General features: G+C 71.4%; 18 protein-coding genes, 2 tRNA genes and 1 riboswitch. Of the genes, 6 read left to right on the top strand and 14 right to left on the bottom strand.

What is annotated here, in order from left to right:
• Positions 1-28 precede the first annotated feature (28 nt).
• On the bottom strand, positions 29-850 hold the full coding sequence (gene nadE, locus IEX31_RS08855; RefSeq protein ID WP_188743063.1) for an NAD(+) synthase: 822 nt from the start codon (positions 848-850) through the stop codon (positions 29-31).
• Between the two features lie 128 nt (positions 851-978).
• On the opposite strand from nadE, the gene IEX31_RS08850 reads away from it, so the two are divergent.
• The 6 genes from IEX31_RS08850 to IEX31_RS08825 all read left to right on the top strand — a co-directional run bounded on the left by IEX31_RS08850 (position 979) and on the right by IEX31_RS08825 (position 4,768).
• Positions 979-2,196 carry a cation:proton antiporter gene (locus IEX31_RS08850; protein ID WP_229662214.1) on the top strand — a complete coding sequence of 406 codons (1,218 nt, stop codon included), beginning with the start codon at positions 979-981 and terminating at the stop codon, positions 2,194-2,196.
• Positions 2,197-2,248: 52 nt separating this feature from the next.
• Positions 2,249-2,321: transfer RNA gene (locus tag IEX31_RS08845), tRNA-Arg, on the top strand.
• 55 nt (positions 2,322-2,376) lie between these two features.
• Positions 2,377-2,997 carry an oligoribonuclease gene (gene orn / locus IEX31_RS08840; protein WP_188743061.1) on the top strand — a complete coding sequence of 207 codons (621 nt, stop codon included), beginning with the start codon at positions 2,377-2,379 and terminating at the stop codon, positions 2,995-2,997.
• Between the two features lie 43 nt (positions 2,998-3,040).
• A tRNA-His gene (locus tag IEX31_RS08835) sits at positions 3,041-3,116 on the top strand.
• Positions 3,117-3,139: 23 nt separating this feature from the next.
• A complete protein-coding gene (locus IEX31_RS08830) occupies positions 3,140-3,487 on the top strand; it encodes a metallopeptidase family protein (protein ID WP_188743060.1) in 348 nt (115 codons plus the stop codon).
• 24 nt (positions 3,488-3,511) lie between these two features.
• Complete coding sequence (locus IEX31_RS08825; protein WP_188743059.1) at positions 3,512-4,768, top strand: serine hydrolase family protein; 1,257 nt, start codon at positions 3,512-3,514, stop codon at positions 4,766-4,768.
• 42 nt (positions 4,769-4,810) lie between these two features.
• On the opposite strand, the gene IEX31_RS08820 is transcribed toward IEX31_RS08825, so the two are convergent.
• The 13 genes from IEX31_RS08820 to IEX31_RS08760 all read right to left on the bottom strand — a co-directional run bounded on the left by IEX31_RS08820 (position 4,811) and on the right by IEX31_RS08760 (position 18,245).
• Positions 4,811-5,071, bottom strand: coding sequence for a hypothetical protein (locus IEX31_RS08820; protein WP_188743058.1), 261 nt, complete (start codon positions 5,069-5,071; stop codon positions 4,811-4,813).
• Positions 5,072-5,080: 9 nt separating this feature from the next.
• Entirely contained in the window at positions 5,081-5,668 is a 588-nt protein-coding gene (locus IEX31_RS08815) for a nucleoside/nucleotide kinase family protein (protein ID WP_229662213.1), read from the bottom strand.
• Positions 5,655-6,434 carry an energy-coupling factor transporter transmembrane component T family protein gene (locus tag IEX31_RS08810; RefSeq protein ID WP_188743057.1) on the bottom strand — a complete coding sequence of 260 codons (780 nt, stop codon included), beginning with the start codon at positions 6,432-6,434 and terminating at the stop codon, positions 5,655-5,657. The genes IEX31_RS08815 and IEX31_RS08810 overlap by 14 nt, the downstream gene beginning before the upstream one ends.
• On the bottom strand, positions 6,431-7,951 hold the full coding sequence (locus IEX31_RS08805; RefSeq protein WP_229662212.1) for an ABC transporter ATP-binding protein: 1,521 nt from the start codon (positions 7,949-7,951) through the stop codon (positions 6,431-6,433). The genes IEX31_RS08810 and IEX31_RS08805 overlap by 4 nt, the downstream gene beginning before the upstream one ends.
• A 1-nt stretch (position 7,952) precedes the next feature.
• Positions 7,953-8,579, bottom strand: coding sequence for an ECF transporter S component (locus IEX31_RS08800; protein ID WP_229662211.1), 627 nt, complete (start codon positions 8,577-8,579; stop codon positions 7,953-7,955).
• A gap of 37 nt (positions 8,580-8,616) precedes the next feature.
• Positions 8,617-8,726, bottom strand: a riboswitch (TPP riboswitch).
• Between the two features lie 35 nt (positions 8,727-8,761).
• A complete protein-coding gene (locus IEX31_RS08795; protein WP_188743055.1) occupies positions 8,762-9,094 on the bottom strand; it encodes a hypothetical protein in 333 nt (110 codons plus the stop codon).
• A gap of 30 nt (positions 9,095-9,124) precedes the next feature.
• A complete protein-coding gene (locus tag IEX31_RS08790) occupies positions 9,125-10,420 on the bottom strand; it encodes a DNA polymerase IV (RefSeq protein ID WP_188743054.1) in 1,296 nt (431 codons plus the stop codon).
• Between the two features lie 47 nt (positions 10,421-10,467).
• Positions 10,468-11,094 (bottom strand): hypothetical protein, encoded by a 627-nt coding sequence (locus IEX31_RS08785; protein WP_188743053.1) that lies wholly within the window; start codon positions 11,092-11,094, stop codon positions 10,468-10,470.
• Positions 11,095-11,174: 80 nt separating this feature from the next.
• Positions 11,175-12,719, bottom strand: a complete 1,545-nt coding sequence (gene gatB, locus IEX31_RS08780) for an Asp-tRNA(Asn)/Glu-tRNA(Gln) amidotransferase subunit GatB (protein ID WP_188743052.1) — start codon at positions 12,717-12,719, stop codon at positions 11,175-11,177.
• Positions 12,719-14,254, bottom strand: coding sequence for an Asp-tRNA(Asn)/Glu-tRNA(Gln) amidotransferase subunit GatA (gene gatA / locus IEX31_RS08775; protein ID WP_188743051.1), 1,536 nt, complete (start codon positions 14,252-14,254; stop codon positions 12,719-12,721). The genes gatB and gatA overlap by 1 nt, the downstream gene beginning before the upstream one ends.
• Positions 14,251-14,550, bottom strand: a complete 300-nt coding sequence (gatC, locus tag IEX31_RS08770; RefSeq protein WP_188743050.1) for an Asp-tRNA(Asn)/Glu-tRNA(Gln) amidotransferase subunit GatC — start codon at positions 14,548-14,550, stop codon at positions 14,251-14,253. Before gatC ends, gatA begins: the two co-directional genes overlap by 4 nt.
• Positions 14,551-14,829: 279 nt before the next feature.
• On the bottom strand, positions 14,830-17,115 hold the full coding sequence (gene ligA, locus IEX31_RS08765; RefSeq protein WP_229662210.1) for an NAD-dependent DNA ligase LigA: 2,286 nt from the start codon (positions 17,113-17,115) through the stop codon (positions 14,830-14,832).
• 329 nt (positions 17,116-17,444) lie between these two features.
• Entirely contained in the window at positions 17,445-18,245 is an 801-nt protein-coding gene (locus IEX31_RS08760) for a hypothetical protein (RefSeq protein WP_188743049.1), read from the bottom strand.
• Positions 18,246-18,311: the final 66 nt, after the last annotated feature.

Here is an 18,311-nt window from a genome sequence, read left to right as displayed (position 1 = left end):
CGACGCGCGCGCCTGGCGGCTCAGGCGGTCAGATCCACCAGTCGTCGAACATCGAGACGGGCACCGCCCGCTTGTGCCGCGTCTGCAGGAAGCGCGCCTCAATGCGATCGGCGATCCCCGCGTCGATCTCCTCACCCTCGAGGTAGGCGTCGATGTCGTGGTACTTCAGGCCGAGGTTCGCCTCGTCGGCCTGACCGGGATCGTGGTCGAGAAGATCGGCCGTGGGCACCTTCAGGTAGATCCGCTCGGGCGCGCCGAGGTGCTGGAGCAGGGCGCGCCCCTGGCGCTTCGTGAGACCCGTGAGCGGCAGGATGTCGGCGCCGCCGTCGCCGTACTTCGTGAAGAAGCCCGTGACCGCCTCGGCCGCGTGGTCGGTGCCCACCACGAGCAGGCGGCCCTCGCCGGCGATCGCGTACTGGGCGATCATGCGCATGCGGGCCTTGACGTTGCCCTTGCCGAAGTCGGTGAGGGCGACGCCGGTCGCCTCGGCGACCTCCTCGGCGAGTTCGTCGACGGGCTCGATGATGTTGAAGACCATGGTCTCGGCCGGCTGGATGAAATCGAGCGCCAGTTGCGCGTCGGCCTCGTCGTGCTGCACGCCATGGGGCAGACGCACTGCGACGAAGCGCGCCGGGTCACCCTCGGCGGCGAGTTCCTCGACCGCGAGCTGGCAGAGCCGGCCGGCGAGCGAGGAGTCCTGCCCGCCGCTGATGCCGAGGACGAAGCCCGCCGCACCACTGGTGCGCAGGTAGGTCTTCAGGAAGTCGATCCGGGCACGGACCTGCTCGGCTGGGTCGATGCCCGGGCTGACATTGAGTTCTTCGATGATTCTCGCCTGCAGGTCGCGCATCCCACGACGATACCGCTGCGATGTTTCACGCACGAAACGCGTGGGCCAGACACCGGCATCCCGGCTCGGACGCTCCGATAGCATCGCGGCAGGCGCACGTGAGTGCGTGCGAGATCCGGGGGTGCGCGGTGGACTACTCGATCGGGACACTGGTGCTGTTCCCCGCCGTCGCGGTCGCGGCACCGCCGCTGGTGCGTCTGCTGTCCCGGTGGGTCGCGATCCCACTCGTCGTGTTCGAGATCCTGCTGGGCCTCGTGCTCGGTCCGGCCGTGCTCGGCTGGATCGTGCCCGACGACCTGACGGCGTTCTTCGCGGATTTCGGCCTCGCAATGCTCTTCTTCCTCGCCGGCAACGAGATCGACTTCCACGCCATCCGGGGCCGGCCGCTCACCAGGGCGGCGATCGGCTGGATCATCTCGCTCGCCGCCGGACTCGGCATCGCCACGCTGTTCGCCCACGATCTCGCGGCCGCCGGCTTCATCGGCATCGCGCTCACGTCGACGGCGCTCGGCACGATCATGCCCGTGCTCCGCGACTCCGGCGACCTGCGCACGCCGTTCGGCGTCTCGGTGGTCGCGATCGGCGCCATCGGCGAGTTCGGCCCGCTGCTGGCGATCTCGCTCTTCCTCAGCGGGCGTTCACCACTCACGGCCGCGCTCGTGCTCGTCGCCTTCGCCGTGATCGCCGGCGCCGCCATCTGGCTCGCCGCACGCGGCGAGGGGCGCCGCCTGCACCGGATCATCAATGCCACGCTGCACACGAGCGGCCAGTTCGGCGTGCGCCTGGTCGTGCTCGTGCTGGTGGCGCTCGTCGCGCTCAGCGTCGAGCTCGACCTCGACATGCTGCTCGGTGCGTTCACGGCTGGCGTGCTCTACCGCCTCATCCTGTCGGGCGCCCCCGAGCACGACGTCGAGGTCATCGAGGGCAAGGTCGAAGCGCTCGGTTACGGGTTCCTGGTGCCGATCTTCTTCATCGCCACGGGCGTCACGTTCGACCTCGAGGCACTCGTGAACGACATCCGCACCCTCGTGCTCCTGCCGGTCTTCGTGGTGCTGTTCCTCGTCGTGCGCGGCGTGCCGTCGATGCTCGCGGCACCGCGCGGGTCGAGCCGCCGCGATCTCGCCGCGACGGCGCTGTTCGGCGCCACCGGCCTGCCGATCATCGTCGCCGTCACGGCGATCGGCGTCGACCGGGGCGAGCTCTCGAGTGGCCTCGCGGCCGCGCTCGTCGGCGCCGGCATGCTCTCGGTGCTCCTGTTCCCCCTCACTGCGCTCGCGCTGCACCGGCGATCGGCGGACGCCGCGAGTCGCCGCGCCGACGACGAGCACGTGCCCGCCGAGGGTTGACGACGGCGCTCCGCCACCCCGGTCGATATGCTGTCAGTGCGTCGCTCCACCACCCCCCGTAGCTCAGTGGACAGAGCAGGTGGTTTCTACCCACTTGGTCGGGAGTTCGAATCTCTCCGGGGGGACCGCCGCCTCGGTGACCACGGCGGCCGTGTCCGACCGCCCCGGTAGACTCGCCGCATGGCAACCTCGAGCGACCGACTGGTCTGGATCGACTGCGAGATGACCGGGCTCGACCTCGAGGTCGATGAGCTCGTCGAGATCGCGGTCGTCATCACGGACTACGACCTCAACCCCGTCGATGCGGGCCTCAGCATCGTCATCAAGCCCGACGCGAGTGCCCTCGAGTCGATGGGCGAGTTCGTGCGCGCCATGCACACCGAGTCAGGGCTCATCGAGGAGATCCCCAACGGCGTGAGTGTCGCCGAGGCGGAGTACGAGGTGCTCGAGTACGTGCTGAAGCACGTGCCCGACGAGCAGCGGGCCCCGATCGCGGGCAACTCGATCGGCACCGACCGGGCGTTCCTCGCCAAGTTCATGCCGCGACTCGACGGGCACCTGCATTACCGTAGTGTCGACGTGTCCTCGATCAAGGAGCTCGCCAAGCGCTGGTACCCGCGCGCGTACTTCAACTCCCCCGCGAAGAACGGCGGTCACCGCGCGCTCGCCGACATCCTCGAGTCCATTCGTGAGTTGCAGTACTACCGCCGCGCGGTGTTCGTGGCCGAGCCCGGCCCGTCGAGCCAGGAGCTCCAGACGCTCGCCGCCGCCGTCGTGGACGAGTTCGAAGCCAAGGTGTAGTACTCTTTTTGGGTTGCCCGATCGCTCCGGCGGTCGACGCATGGTGGGTATAGCTCAGTTGGTAGAGCGCCTGGTTGTGGTCCAGGAGGTCGCGGGTTCAAGCCCCGTTACTCACCCCAATTCACTCAGCGATCGGAATCTCGTGCACCTCGATGCCGAAGCGTTCGAGGCCATCGTGGTGGACGAGCTCGATAGGCTGCCCGACGACATGGTCGACGGACTCGAGAACGTCGTCTTCGTCGTCGAAGATCGACCAGAGGACGGCTCGCTCGACCTGCTCGGCCTCTACGACGGATTCGCCCTCACGGAACGCGATCGGTACGGTCTCGGCGAGATGCCCGACCGGATCATCCTCTACCGCGAGCCGCTGCTCGCGATCGCCGACGACGAGGCGGAGCTCCGCGATGAGATCCACGTCACGCTCGTGCACGAGATCGCGCACTTCTACGGCATCGACGACGACCGGCTGCACGACCTGGGCTGGGCGTGAAGCGCGCCGCGTTACGCTGATGCCATGACCTCCCCCGGCCGCATCGTCGGCATCGTCGTCGGCGCGCTGGCCATCCTCGTCGTGGGCGTGTACGGCCCCGCGATGCTGCTGGGCCCCCTCCCCGAGGTCGACGTACGTCTCGAGCCGGCGGCGACCGCGACATCCGAGGTCCCAGCACTCCTGCTGCCCGAGACGGGCGCCAGCGCGCTGGCGGTGCTGGCCGACGACGGCACCGCCGAGACCGTCGCGATCGCCGGCGAAACCGCTGCCGTGCCGATCGGCGGCGCGGCGAAGCTCGTGACGCTGCTCGTGACCCTCGACTCGCTCCCACTTCCCGCCGAGGGTGCCGGTCCCGACATCCCCATCGGACCTGCGGATTACACCGACTACCTGCGATACTCGGGCGAGGGATCCCGCGTGCTCCAGGTCTCCCCCGGCGAGACCTGGAGCCAGCGCGACGTGGTGCGTGCCGTGCTGCTCGCGTCCAGCAACAACCACGCCGACACGCTCGTGCGGTGGGCGTTCGGCGCCGTGGCGCAGTACGTCGACGAGGCCAACGCGTGGCTCGAGGAGCACGGATTCACCGCGACCCGCGTCGGTGACGCGACCGGTCTCTCAGGCGACAACGTCGGCACCGCCGACGAGCTCGCCCGGCTCGCGGGACTCGTGCTGGCTGATCCGGCGCTCGCGGCGATGCTCGACGACCCCGATGAGACGCCGTCCGGCGCCCGCCGCGTACCCGACGTGGTCGACCGGTCGGAGAGCGGAGGCGTCCGCGCCATCACCCGCAGCTTCACCGACCAGGCGGCGCTGAGCTATGTGCTCACGACCGAACTGCCGGTCACCGAGGGCGCCGAGGGCGGGCCGACGCGCATCACGGGCGCCATGCTCCTGATGCCCGACTACGAGACGCTCGACCCCGCCGTCACCGCCGCGGTCGAGTCGGCGATCGCCGCGTCCGCACCGGTCGCCGTCATCGAGGCCGGCACGCGGTATGCCCGAGTCATTGCGCCATGGGGCGACCGTGCCGACGTGGTCGCATCGGTGAGTCGAATGGATGCCGCGTGGGGCAACGCGTTCGGCGAGGCATCCGTCGACGTCGACGCATTCTCGACCGCCCCCGACGGCCGCGACGTGGGCCGCGTGACTGTCGCGACCTCGACCGGGGAGCTGGCGTCGCCGCTGATGCTGTCGGGCGACATCCGCGACCCAGGTCCGGTGTGGCGGCTCACGAACCCCGCGCCGCTCATCGGCGCGTTCCTCGCCGGCCAGGACGGCTGACGGGGCGCGTCCGGGTCACGACGCGCAGGCGACGTGTGTTCGTCAGTCGTTGTCGTCCTGGTCGAACTCCACCGGGTCGGAGTCGTCGGCGTCGAACTTGAAGCGCACCCGCATCTGGCCGTTGACCTCGCGCTGCTCGACGGCGTCGTACCAGAAGAGGGACTCGAGGCCGTCGACCGCCGCCATCATGCCGACACGGGTCTCGGGCTTGCCGCCGACGAGGGCCCGATGCTCGAAGTCACCCTCGAGGGGGCCGTCGATGAACTCGGCGACGTAGTCGGTCCTTGCCGTGTCTGCGCTCATGCGTCTACGTTAGCGCGGCGGCGCGTCGGGCACCGCACGCACGCGCACGTCGGCGCGGCGCTCGGGCGACGTCCGGTGCACGTACCGCCGCCACTGGTGCTCCCAGAGCTCCCAGAACGCGTCGTACGCGCCGTCGTCGCGGTCGAGGGCCCGCCGCTTGCGCAACGCGTCGGGCGCGTCGACCCAGACGCGCACGACCTCGGGCGCCCCGTCGCCGACGACGAACGCGCCGCAACCCTCCACGATGAGCGGCCCGCCGGGGCGGAGCCGCTCGAGCGCGCCCGGCCTGGCCCGCGCCCAGTCCCACCGGCGCCAGCGGCCCACCCCGCCGCGGCGCACGGGCGGCACGAGGGTGCGGGCCAGCACGGCGCCTGCCCGTTCGAGGCCCGACCAACCCGGATACACGTCGTCGAGGCGCACGAGCCGCGGCGCGCTGCCCGGCCATGCCACGCGCACCGCGTCGGCGAGGGTGCTCTTGCCCGCTCCGCTCGGCCCGTCGATGAGCACGAGCGGACGGCGGACGCCCCGGACCTGCTCGAGCACGGCGCCCACCGACGCCGTCGCGACCCGATCGACGCCGACCTCACGCCCAGACAACGTTCCAGCTTCCCGCGAGGACGGCCGCCGTCGCCGCGATCGCCGCGACGAGGCATCCGACCGCGATGACCGCCCACTCGGCCGCGCCGAACCGTGCGACCCTCGCCCAGGTGCGTTCCCCCGGCGCGCCGAAGCCCCGGGCCTCCATCGCGGTCGCGAGCGTGGAGCCGCGACGGATCGCGAGCACGAGCAGCGCGAATGCCTGCCCGAGCCCGCGCCGGACGACGCCGTGGTCGGCGACACCCCTGGCACGCCGCGCGAGCCGGAGCGTGCGCCAGTCGTCCACGCTCGAGCCGACGAGGCGGAGCCCCGCGAGCGCCCCGAGCACGAAGCGAGCCGGCAGGTGCAGCGTCTGCGCGAGCCCGTCGGCGAGGTCGGTGGGGTCGATCGTGAGGAACAGGACCACGGCGGGAAGTGCGATCGCAATGACGCGCGTCATGGTGGCGAGGCCGATGAGGAGCGACCCCTCGGTGACGAGGATGACGCCGAACTCCCAGTACGTCTCGCCCGACGGGGCGCCGTAGAGCACCATGCTGAGACCGGTGAGCGGTGCGGCGATCCAGATCGGCAGCGTCCGGGGCGACCACAGGAGCGGGCCGAATCCGACGAGCGTGAAGACCAGCAGTTCGCAGGCGATGGCGACGGCGGCCGAGACCGGATCGAGCGTGAGCACGAGCACGATGCTGAGCGGCACCGTGGCGGCGACTTTCGCGACCGGGTTCACGGCCGCGAGCGGCAGCCCGGGCCGCACCGAGGCGATGCTCATCGAGGAGCCTCCACCGAGCTCGTTCCCGCGGGCGTGTCCGATTCGTCGACCATCGTGCGGTGCAGCTCGAGGCGACGGTCGGCGACGGCCTCGACGAATGCCTCGTCATGCGTCATCGCGACCACCCCGACGCCGTCGTCCCGCAGGGCGACGATGAGCCGCGCGAGTTCGCGCCACGTGTTCGCGTCCTGGCCGAACGTGGGTTCGTCGAGCACGAGCATCCGCGGCCTCGTCGCGAGCGCGGTGGCGACCGAGAGCCGCCGTTTCTCGCCGCCCGACAGGGTGAACGGGTTCGCGGCGGCGAGCCGCTCGAGGCGCAGCGACTGGAGCAGCGCGTCGGTGCGGGCGTCGCGCTCGGCCGGAGGAAGCTTCAGCGCGCGCGGGCCGACCTCGAGTTCGGCACGCACCGTGCCCGCGATGAACTGGTGCTCGGGGCTCTGGAAGACCGTGCCGATGCGGGTGAGGAGTTCGCGCGATCGCCAACGCCACGGTTCCCCGCGCGCCCCCTTCGCGAGCTCGGGATCCGCGATGAGCCGGCCGGCCTCCGGACGCAGGAGCCCCGCGAGCGTCAGGGCGAGCGTGGTCTTGCCCACACCGTTCGGCCCCGTCACGGCGAGGATCCCGCCACCCACGACCTGCGCGTCCACGCCCCGGAGCACGGGCCTGCCGTGAACGCGGGCGACGTCGAGACGGTCGGCGGTGAGCAGCGGATGCCTCGCCGCGACGTCGGGGGCGGGCGCGTGCCACGGCACCTCCGAGGGCAGCCACACGCCGGCGGCGCGCAACTCCGCGGCGTGCGCGTCGAGCACGCCGGCCGGCGCCCCATCGGCGAGGAGCGCGCCGCCCGCGCCGAGCACGATCACGCGGTCGACCACCGGAAGCCACGTGGACACCAGGTGCTCGATCACGACGAACGTCGCGCCCGACTCGTCGGCCACTCGGGCGACGGCGTCGCGGACCTCCAGCACGCCGGCGGGATCGAGGTTCGCCGTCGGCTCGTCGAGCAGGATCAACCCGGGACGCATGGCGAGCACGCCCGCGAGCGCGAGCCGCTGGCGTTGTCCGCCCGAGAGCTCCGCGGTGGAGTGGTCGCGCGGCAGGTCGAGTCCCACCGCGTCCAGCGCGGCGTCGACGCGCGACCAGATCTCCTCGCGTGCGACGCCGAGGTTCTCGAGGCCGAACGCCACGTCGTCGCCGACGCGAGCCATGACGACCTGCGCGTCGGGGTCCTGCAGCACCAGCCCCGACCGGCCCCGGGCCGCCGCGGCCGGCCGACCGTCGATGAGCAGCCGGCCGGTCGCATCGCCGTCGTCGTCGTCGCCCAGGACGCCGGCCAGGCCGTGCAGCAGCGTGGACTTGCCGGATCCGGACGCGCCGAGTAGGAGCACCCGCTCGCCGGGCGCGATCTCTAGGTCGAGGTCGTGCACGGCGGGCGTGCGCCGCCCGCCGTGCCGCCAGCCCCAGCCCCGCGCGGAGATCGCTGCCGGACGGGTGCGGGGGGCCTCGTGCGGAGGCACGTCAGACCGACCGGAGCTCGCGTCCCGCGGCGAACCGATCGAGCGCGCCCGTCCGCGCGAGCCCGCGCACGGCGAGCCACGACAACCCGCCCGCGATGAGCGCACCGCCGGTGACCGCCGAGATGACGTACACGATCGCGAAGGTCGGCGCGGCGCCCACGTACCAGAGGATCAGGTCGTTGACCGCCATGCCGAGACCGGCGACGGCACCGGCGAGCAGGGCCACCGGCAGGCGCCAGTTCCGGTAGAGGAAGATCGCGAAGACGAGCTCGGCGCCGAGTCCCTGGACGAGTCCGGCTTCGATGGTGAGGAGGCCGCCCCACTGGCTGCCGATGAGCGCGGAGACGATCGCCGCGACGAGTTCGGTGTAGAGCGCGGCGCCCGGCTTGCGGATGATGAGCGCGCCGAGCACGCCCCCGACGAGCCAGACCGCGGCGGGCGCGGCCTGAAGACCCGGCAGGAGCGCCTCGATGGGTGCCGAGATCGGCCCCCACACGGCGCCCCAGGCCCAGAAGACGACGCCGACGGCGACGCCGATGACGCTCGCGACGACGATGTCGACCACCCGCCAGCGGAAGCGGCGCGAGCCGCTCGTGGTCGATTCTGATGAGGTGACGGTTGCGTGCACTGTTCGTGCCCTTTCTGTTCGTTGAAAGAGGCACGGGATCGAGAAGTGATGCCCTCCCTGCGCTGGCATGACCCAGATCAGGTTCGACGGTCGAAGGTTGAGAACCTTCCTCTCAGCCCGGTTCACCGGACTCCCGTGTTCGCCACTGAGTATACGCCGGAGCGACCCGGCCGTTGCCGCTCTCAGCGCTTCAGCGCGCGGATGACCACCTTCAACGCCTTGCCGGTCACCCAGACGAGCGGCGTGACCACGAGCAGTAGTCCGATGAGATTCGGTTCGAACCGGACGTCGCCGCCACGGCCGACGTATGCGCCGAGCGGAATCGAGGCGCCCCCACCGCCACCGCCACTGCCCACGTCGCCCTTCTCGTCTTTGCCGCCGCCGCCCCCGAAGCCGTAGTAGCCGAGGGCCACGGGCACGATCTTGGTGCCGTCGATGTCGACCGTCTCCCCGTACGAGGTCTTCACGCCGACGCCGGCGACGGTCTCTGCGAGTTCCAGTACGAGTTCAGCCATGCGGACCACGCTACTCGCCCGTGCTGCGGGCTACCACCCCCACCCGGCAGCGGCGGCCGCGGCGTCATCGTCGTCGAGGTCGGTGCCGGGGCGCGGCCGTTCGCCGCGGCGCTCGCCGCCGGGCTGCACGAGCGTTGCCGGGCGCACGGCGCCCTTCCCGAACTTCGCGGTGACCTCGTCGATCGTGCGCTCGGCATCGCGCCACCCCTCGTCGGGATCCCACAGCATCGCCCCGCCACCCGACGGCCGCAGGTGCTCGGCACGCACACCGATGAGGCGAACGCGCTCGCCGTGGCCGACGAGCTCTGCCAGGGCGTCGGATGCCTCGTCGTAGATGCGGCGCGCGACATCCGTCGGCTCGGCCAGCGTGCGCGACCGCGTGATGGTGCGGAAGTCGCCGTAGCGGAGCTTCAGCGTCACGGTGCGACCGAGCAGCCCGGCCTTGCGCAGCCGCACCGCCACGTTGTTCGAGAGGCGGAGCAGTTCGCGCCGGATCTCGTCGGGGTCGGTGAGGTCGTGGTGGAAGGTGTTCTCGTGGCCGATGCTCTTCTCGGCGCGTGTCGTGTGCACGTCGCGCGGGTCGATGCCATTCGCGAGCCGCCCGAGTCGCGCCGCGAGCGCAGGGCCCACGGCCCGCTCGAGCGCGTCGTGGGGCATCGCGGCGACGTCGCCGACGGTGCGGAGCCCGAGCCGCAGCAGCGACTCCTCGGTGACCCGGCCGACGCCCCACAACGCCGAGACGGGCAACGGGTGCAGGAACGCGACCGTGTCGGCGGCGGGCACCACGAGCATCCCATCGGGCTTCGCCCGGCTCGACGCGACCTTTGCGACGTACTTCGTGGCCGCGACCCCGATCGAGCAGGTGAGCCCCGTCTCGGCGCGCACTCGCTCGCGGATGGTCCAGGCGATCTCCGCAGGGCTGCCGTGCAGGCGGCGGGCACCCGAGACGTCGAGGAACGCCTCGTCGATCGACAGCGGCTCCACGAGCGGCGTGATCTCGCCGAAGATCTCCATGACCCGCTTCGAGTACTTCGAATAGCTCGCGTAGTCGCCGCGAAGCACCACGGCGTTCGGGCACCGCTGCAGGGCGATCGACATGGGCATCGCCGAGTTCACGCCGAACCGGCGCGCTTCGTAGCTCGCCGCGGCCACGACGCCGCGCCCCGCGGTGCCGCCGACGAGCACCGGCTTGCCGCGGAGGTCGGGCCGGCTGAGCAGCTCCACCGACACGAAGAACGCGTCCATGTCGACGTGCAGGATCGGCGTCGCCGAGTCGTCGACGGGCCCCGTCGTCACCTGGCGCGACGAGCCGTCCTGCTTGCTCATGCTGCGACCATAGCCCGTGCCGCCGTCATCGCCGGACCGGGCCGGCGTCAGAAGCCGAAGTCGCCGCCGAAGTCGCCACCGCCGAAGTCGCCACCGCCGCCGAAGTCGCCACCGCCGTAGTCTCCGCCAGCGTCACCACCCGACGCTTCGGCACCGGAGGCATCCGCCCCGGCGTCACCCGCATCGCCGCCTGCTTCGAATGCGGAGGGATCGGGGAGGAACGCCTGCGCGATCGCGGAGCCGATGACGACACCGGCGATGGTGCCCAGCAGCGAGCTGCCGAACATCTGGCCCATCGAGGGGCCGCCGACGCCACCGCGTCCGTTCGCGGCATTCGCGCCCGCGAAGGCGCGCTCCATGGTGCCCGGCGAGCGCATCTCGGCGCGCGTCGCCGCGCGGGCGAGCGCCGCCGGATCGTCGGAGACGACACGCTCACCGGCGGGCGCCTGCTCGGCGAGAGTACGGTACACCTCCGCCCGCTGCTCAGGCGTGAGCTTGGCGAAGGCCTCGGCGTGCACCGCCTCGATCGACTCGGGCGGGGCGGTGCGCAGCAGGTAGCGGTAGCGCTCGATGGCCAGCTCGTCCTCGCTCAGCCGGCGCGCGAGCGGGGCGGGCCGGGACGGCGGGGCCGTGCGCTCGTCCGACGAACCGAACAGTCGGTCCAGGAAACCCATGATGTCCTCGTCAATCGCTCAGGGACGACCAAATCTACGGTCGCCGCCATCGAACCGGCTGTGAATGCGCCGCGTGGCCGCTACGCGCCGGCGTCGGCACCCGCGGCGCGCTCGAGCACGAGTTCGCGAACCCGCGCGGCATCCGCCTTGCCCTGCATCGCCTTCATGACCGCGCCGATGACGGCGCCGGCCGCCTGCACCTTGCCGTCGCGGATCTTCGCGAGCACGTCGGGCTGCGAGGCGAGCGCCTCATCGATCGCCGCGACCAGTGCCCCGTCGTCGGACACGACGGCGAGGCGCCGGGCGTCCACGACCTGCTTCGGGGAGCCCTCGCCCGCGGCGACGCCCTCGAGCACCTGCCGGGCGAGCCGGTCGGTGAGCGTGCCGGCCTCGACGAGGGCGGCGAGTTCGGCGACTTCGGCGGGGGTGACGAGCGACGCGGCATCCGTGTCGCGGGCGTTCGCGAGCCGGGTGAGCTCGCCGGTCCACCACTTGCGGGCGGCGGCCGGCGAGGCGCCGGCCGCAACCGTCTCCGCGACCTCGACGAGGAGTCCCCCGTTCAGGACATCGAGGAACTCGAGGTCCGTGAAGCCCCACTCGGTCTTCAGGCGGCGGCGGCGGGCGGCGGGCGGCTCGGGCAGCGCGGCCCGCAGCTCCTCGACGAGCTCCCTCGACGGCACCACCGGCAGCAGGTCGGGCTCGGGGAAGTAGCGATAGTCGTCGGCGTCGGACTTCGGCCGTCCCGGGCTCGTGGTGCCGGTGTCCTCGTGCCAGTGCCGGGTCTCCTGCGTGATGGTGCCGCCCTTCGCGAGGATGGCCGCCTGACGCTGGATCTCGTGCCGCACGGCCCGCTCGATCGAGCGGAACGAGTTGACGTTCTTCGTCTCGGTGCGCGTTCCGAGGGGTTCGGCAGGCTCACCCGCCGCAGCGCGCGGGCGCAGCGACACGTTCGCGTCGCACCGGAGGTTGCCGCGCTCCATGCGCGCTTCGGAGATGCCGAGCGAGATGACGATGTCGCGGATGGTCGACACGTAGGCGCGCGCGAGCGCGGGGGCATCCGCCTCGCCGCCGAAGATGGGCCTCGTGACGATCTCGACAAGTGGCACGCCCGCGCGGTTGTAGTCGACGAGCGAGTACTCCGCGCCGTGGATGCGGCCGGTCGAACCGCCCACGTGCGTGAGCTTGCCGGCGTCCTCCTCCATGTGCGCGCGCTCGATCGGCACCTGGAAGACCCGCCCGTTCTCGAGCTCGACCTCGACCGAGCCCTCGAAGGCGATCGGCTCGTCGTACTGCGAGATCTGGTAGTTCTTCGCGAGGTCGGGATAGAAGTAGTTCTTGCGGGCGAAGCGGCACGACTCGGCGATGCCGCAGCCGAGCGCCAGCCCGAGCGAGATCGAGTTGCGCACGGCCTCGCCGTTGACGACCGGGAGCGAGCCCGGCAGGCCGAGGTCGACCGGAGCGACGAGCGTGTTCGGCTCGGCGCCGTGGAACTCCGAGTTCGCCGGGTTCGGGGCCGCCGAGAACATCTTCGTACGCGTGTTCAGCTCGACATGCACCTCGAGACCGATGACCGGCTCGAACAGCTCGAGCGCCTCGTCGAAGTCCATCAGTTCTGCGCGCGCCATCAGACGACACCCTCCTCGGCCGCGGCCATCTCATGTGACGAAAGATCGGGGGCCCGGTCGAGGAGCGGACCGCCCCACTGCTCGACGAGGAGCCGCTCGAGGGCGGCGCCCACGTTGTACAGCCGCGCGTCCTCGCGGGCCGGCGCGAGGAACTGGATGCCGACGGGCAGCCCGTCTTCGGGTGCGAGGCCCACGGGCACCGAGATGCCTGGCACGCCCGCGAGGTTCGCCGGGATCGTCGCGACGTCGTTGAGGTACATCGCGAGCGGGTCGTCGAGCTTCTCGCCGAGCTTGAACGCCGTGGTCGGCGCGGTCGGGGTGGCCAGCACGTCGACCTTCGCGAACGCCGCGTCGAAGTCGCGTTGCACGAGCGTGCGCACCTTCTGGGCGCTGCCGTAGTACGCGTCGTAGTAGCCGGCCGACAGGGCGTAGGTGCCGAGGATGATGCGGCGCTTCACCTCGGGGCCGAATCCGGCCTCGCGCGTGGCGCCCATGACCTGCTCCACAGTGCCGCCGCCCTCGGGCGTGACCCGCAGGCCGAACCGCACGGAATCGAACTTCGCGAGGTTCGAGGATGCCTCGGCGGGCAGGATCAGGTAGTACGCGGCGATCGAGTACTCGAAGTGCGGAGCGCTCACCTCCACGATCTCGGCGCCGTTGCGCTCCAGGAGCTCGAGTGCCTCGTGGAAGCGCGAGCGGACGCCCGCCTGGAAGCCGTCGGAGTCGAGTTGCTTCACCACGCCGATGCGCAGGCCCGCGACATCCGCTCGCCGCACCGCCTCGGCCATGGACGGCCATGCCTCGGGGATGGACGTGGAGTCGAGCGGGTCGTGGCCCGCGATGACATCCTGCAACAGTGCGGCGTCGAGCACGGTGCGCGTAACCGGGCCGACCTGGTCGAGCGAGGAGGCGAGCGCGATGGAGCCGTAGCGGCTCACGGCGCCGTAGGTGGGCTTCACGCCGACCGTGCCCGTGACGTGCGCGGGCTGGCGGATCGAGCCGCCGGTGTCGCTGCCGAGGGCGAGGGGCGCTTCGAAGGCGGCCACGGATGCCGCGGAGCCGCCGCCCGAGCCGCCGGGGATGCGCTCGAGGTCCCAGGGGTTGTAGGTGGGGCCGTAGGCCGAGTGCTCGGTCGACGAGCCCATGGCGAACTCGTCCATGTTGGTCTTGCCGAGCGGGATCATGCCGGCCTCGCGCACCTTGCGCACGGGCGTCGCGTCGTACGGCGGCACCCAGCCCTCGAGGATGCGGGACCCGGCCGTCGAGGGCATGCCCTCGGTCACGAGCACGTCCTTGATGGCGATCGGCACACCCGCGAGCGGGCCGAGCGACTCGCCGGCAGTGCGACGACGATCGACAGCGGCGGCGGTCTCGAGCGCACGCTCGCCGTCGACGTGCAGGAACGCGTGCACCGCGCCGTCGACGGCGGCGATGCGGTCGAGGTGGGCGCGCGTGGCCTCGACCGAGGAGACGTCGCCCGATGCGAGACGCTCGCCGAGTTCGGCAGCGGTGAGGCGGACCAGGTGCTCGCTCACTGCTCCTCCCCCAGGATCGCCGAGACGACGAAGCGCGAACCGTCGGACTCGGGTGCGCCCGAGAGCGCCTGCTCGACCGTGAGGACATCACCGACGACGTCGTCGCGGAAGACGTTCTGCATCGGGATGGGGTGACTCGTCGGCGGCACGTCGGGCGTGGCCACCTCGCTCACCTTCTCGACCGCCTGCATGATCTGGCGGAGCTCCGCCGTGAGGTGCTCGATCTCTTCCTCGGTGAGCGCGATGCGGGCGAGGTTCGCGAGGTGGGCGACCTGCTCCGCATTGATTTCGGACATGCTGCTCCGTCGTGTCGGGATGGGGATCCCACCGATTCTACCGGGGTGCGCCGAACAGGCCGATGCCGTAGCGACGCAACAGCTCGTACGCGTCCGCGTACGTCGCGGGCTCCTCCGCGTCGGGCGTGCCGTACTTCGCCGGCAGGAGCCCGAGGAGCCCACGCGCGGACGGACTCGGCGGCTTGTCCTGGTGCGCGTGGGCCGGGTGCGGCGCCTCGGCCTGCGGATTCCAGCACCTCGGCCCGCGTCATCCGTCATCGATCGCTCCCCCGCTCGCGGTCACGCGTCGAGCGCCGCCGGGCCATCGGTCACGAGCCGAGCGAACTGTGCCGCGTCGATGATCCGGATGCCGAACTCCTCCGCCTTGGCCAGCTTCGACCCGGCTCCCGGGCCGGCTGCGACGAAGTCGGTCTTCTTCGATACGCTCGAGGCCGCCTTGCCGCCGGCCGCGATGATCGCCTCCTGCGCACCCTCGCGGGTGAAGCCGTCGAGGGAGCCGGTCGCCACGACCGTGAGTCCGGCGAGCACGCCGCCGCCTTCCGCGGCGCGGCCCGGTCCCGGATGCCCCGGGGTTGCGAACTGCACGCCCGCGGCGGCCCAGCGGTCGACGATCTCGCGGTGCCAGTCGACCTCGAACCACTCGATGAGGGAATCGGCGATGATCCCGCCGACACCCTCGACTTCGGCGAGCTCGTCCCGGCTCGCGGCGCGGATGGCGTCGAGCGATCCGAAATGGTCGGCGAGCGCTCGCGCCGCCACCGGGCCGACATGGCGGATGTTCAACGACACGAGGATTCGCCAGAGCGGCTTGGTCTTGGCCTTCTCGAGTTCGTCGAGGAGCTTGATCGCGGGCCCTGACGGACCGTACTCGGCCGGCCGGGACCTGGTGCCTTGACGGATGATCTTCTGGAACGGCGCACGCCGAGCCGGTTCCCCGGTCTGCTCGTCGACCTTCGGCTCACCGGTCTCGGGGTCTCGCACGACGACCACGATCGGCACGAGCTCGTCGATCGTGAGTTCGAACAACCGCGCCTCGGTTCTGAGCGGCGGCACCTCGGGGAACTCGGGCTGGGTCAGCGCGGCCGCGGTGACCTCGCCGAGGGCCTCGATGTCGAGCGCGCCCCTCGACCCGATGTGCTCCACGCGCCCGCGCACCTGCGCCGGGCACGACCTCGCGTTCGGGCAACGGAGGTCGATGTCGCCCTCCTTCATGGGCCGTAGCGGCGTTCCGCACTCGGGGCATTCGGCGGGCATCTGCCATTCGCGCTCGGTGCCGTCGCGAAGCTCCTCGACCGCACCGAGGATCTCGGGGATCACGTCGCCCGCCTTGCGGAGCACGACGGTGTCGCCGACGAGTACGCCCTTTGCCCTCACGACCTCCTGGTTGTGCAGCGTCGCCTGCTGCACCGTGCTGCCCTGCACCTTCACCGGAGCCATGACCGCGTAGGGCGTCGCACGCCCGGTGCGGCCGATGGCGACACGGATGTCGAGGAGCTTCGTGTGCACCTCCTCGGGCGGGTACTTGTAGGCGATCGCCCAGCGAGGCGCTCGGCTGGTCGCGCCGAGTTCGGCGTGGAGCGCGAGCTCGTCGACCTTCACGACGATGCCGTCGATCTCGTGTTCGACGTCGTGGCGGTGTTCGCCGTGGTGCGCGATGAAGGCGGTGACCTCGTCGATCGAGTCGAACACCCGCGCGTGCGGGGAGACGGGCAGGCCCCATCCGGCGAGGAGGCTGTAGACCTCGGACTGGCTCGAAACGGGAGGGTTGTCCCACGCGCCGATGCCGTGCAGGTACAGCGAGAGCCTCCCCAGGCGCTCGCGCATGAGCTCGAGCGCCTGCGGCGACTTGTTCTCACGCCGCTGGCGGAGGCTGCCGGCCGCGGTGTTGCGCGCGTTCGCGAACTCCGGGAATCGCGTGGGAATCGCGTCATCCGCCCTGCCCCTGGCCCGCTGCTCGGCCGCGAACTCGGCCTGCAACGCATGCTGCCGAGCGTTGAGCGCCTCGAAGTCCTCGGATCGGAGGAACACCTCGCCGCGCACCTCGAAGAACGACGGGTAGCCCTCGCCCTCGAGGCGCCGCGGGATCGCCGGGATGAAGTCGACGTTCTCGGTGATGTTCTCTCCCACACGGCCGTCGCCACGAGTCGTCGCCGTCTCGAGCACGCCGTCGCGGTACGCGAGGCTGATCGCCAGGCCGTCGATCTTGAGCTCGGAGAGCCAGCGCACCGGCCGGCCCGCTGCGGCCTGGGCTTTCGCCGCCCACTCCGCGAATTCGTCGAGGGTGAAGACGTTGTCGAGGCTCAGCATGCGCTCGGCATGCTCGTGCGGCGGGAACCCGGCCGAGACGAGCGCCGCACCGACCTGCTGGGTGGGACTGTCCTGCCCGGCGAGCTCGGGGAACTCCCGTTCGAGGGCTTCGAGCCGGTGGAAGAGCACGTCGTACTCGGCGTCGCTGACGAGGCTGACGCCTTCGGCGTAGTAGGTGGTGCGATACCGCTCGATGCGCTCGGCGAGCTCCTCCGCTTCGGCGCGGGCGGTTTCGAAGTCGGCTGGGATGTCGCTCACAGCCGCAATCCTATGGGCGCCCCCCGACGCCGCCACGGACGCCGCGAGTCATCCCGCTCCGATCCCGGCCTCATCGTTCACGAGTCGAAGGACGATCCCGACGACACACCGGCGGACGCCGGCGTGTCGCGTCGATCGACCTGCGACCGGCGAATGGATGCTACGGCAGCACCCACTTCGCGGACCGTCGCGCGCGTCGCATCGCACCAGGGAGGAGATCCGCGCATCCGAGGTCGATCTCGCCGGCGGGTTCACCCTCAGATCCCCGGATCTTCTCGGAAACGCGAAGGGGGCGGGACGCCGACGCGCCCCGCCCCCTTCACCGCGGTCTACCGCTCGGGCACCAGGCCCGCGCGGTCCACCTTGCGGTGGTAGTGCGTACCGGCCTTGCCGCCGAGGATCGCGCCGCCGAGGCTCGCGATGATCACGACGATCGTGGTGATGATGCCGGCGACGGTGAGATCGCCCTCGGCCACGGGGAACCGCGGGAAGACATTCAACTCGCCGAGCACGTCGTACTGGCTCCCGACGACGACGCTGATCAGCGCCACGATGATCGCGATGACGAGCGCCCACACCCAGACGGCGATGCCCTGCAGGATCCCGTTGAAGCGCGCCATCCGGCCGGCGACGTATCCGCCGGCGTAGTACGCGACGAACAGGATCACGAGCAGCGCGATCGCGCCGACCCAGCCGACGGTCTCGGCGTCGACGGCGGCGTCGACGGCGGCGTCGTCGACGGTGGTCTCGGAATCGACGATGCCGAGCCCGAGCGCCGCACCGGTCGCGGCGAGCAACGCGGTGAGGATCACGGCGGTGCCGGTTGCGGTGAGCCAGCCGAAGAACGCCGACCCCACCTTCACGCCGCCGAACGCCTCGCGCTCGCGGGCGACGACCTCGTTGCGATCGACGAGGCGGCGGTCGCGATCCGCGACCTCGCGCCGGTCGTCGACGCCGTCACGGTCGCGGTCGACGACCTGGCGACGGTCGTCGACGCCGTCGCTGTTCCGGTCGACGACCGGTTCCGCGGGCGTCGCCGCAGGCGTGGTCGCCCGGTAGGGATCTCGGCCCGGCCGGTCGGATGAGGTGCTCCGGTCGGATGAGGTGCTCCGGTCGGATGAGGTGCTCACGGTGGTCCCCTCTCGTCGTGCGCCGCTCATGGGTCATGCCTGCGACGCCGATGCGACCCTACGACG

The organism is Agromyces bauzanensis (assembly GCF_014645655.1).
GTDB lineage: Bacteria > Actinomycetota > Actinomycetes > Actinomycetales > Microbacteriaceae > Agromyces > Agromyces bauzanensis.
The sequence above is the reverse complement of the archived record's forward strand: the minus strand, read 5'-3'. Positions and strand labels throughout refer to the sequence as shown.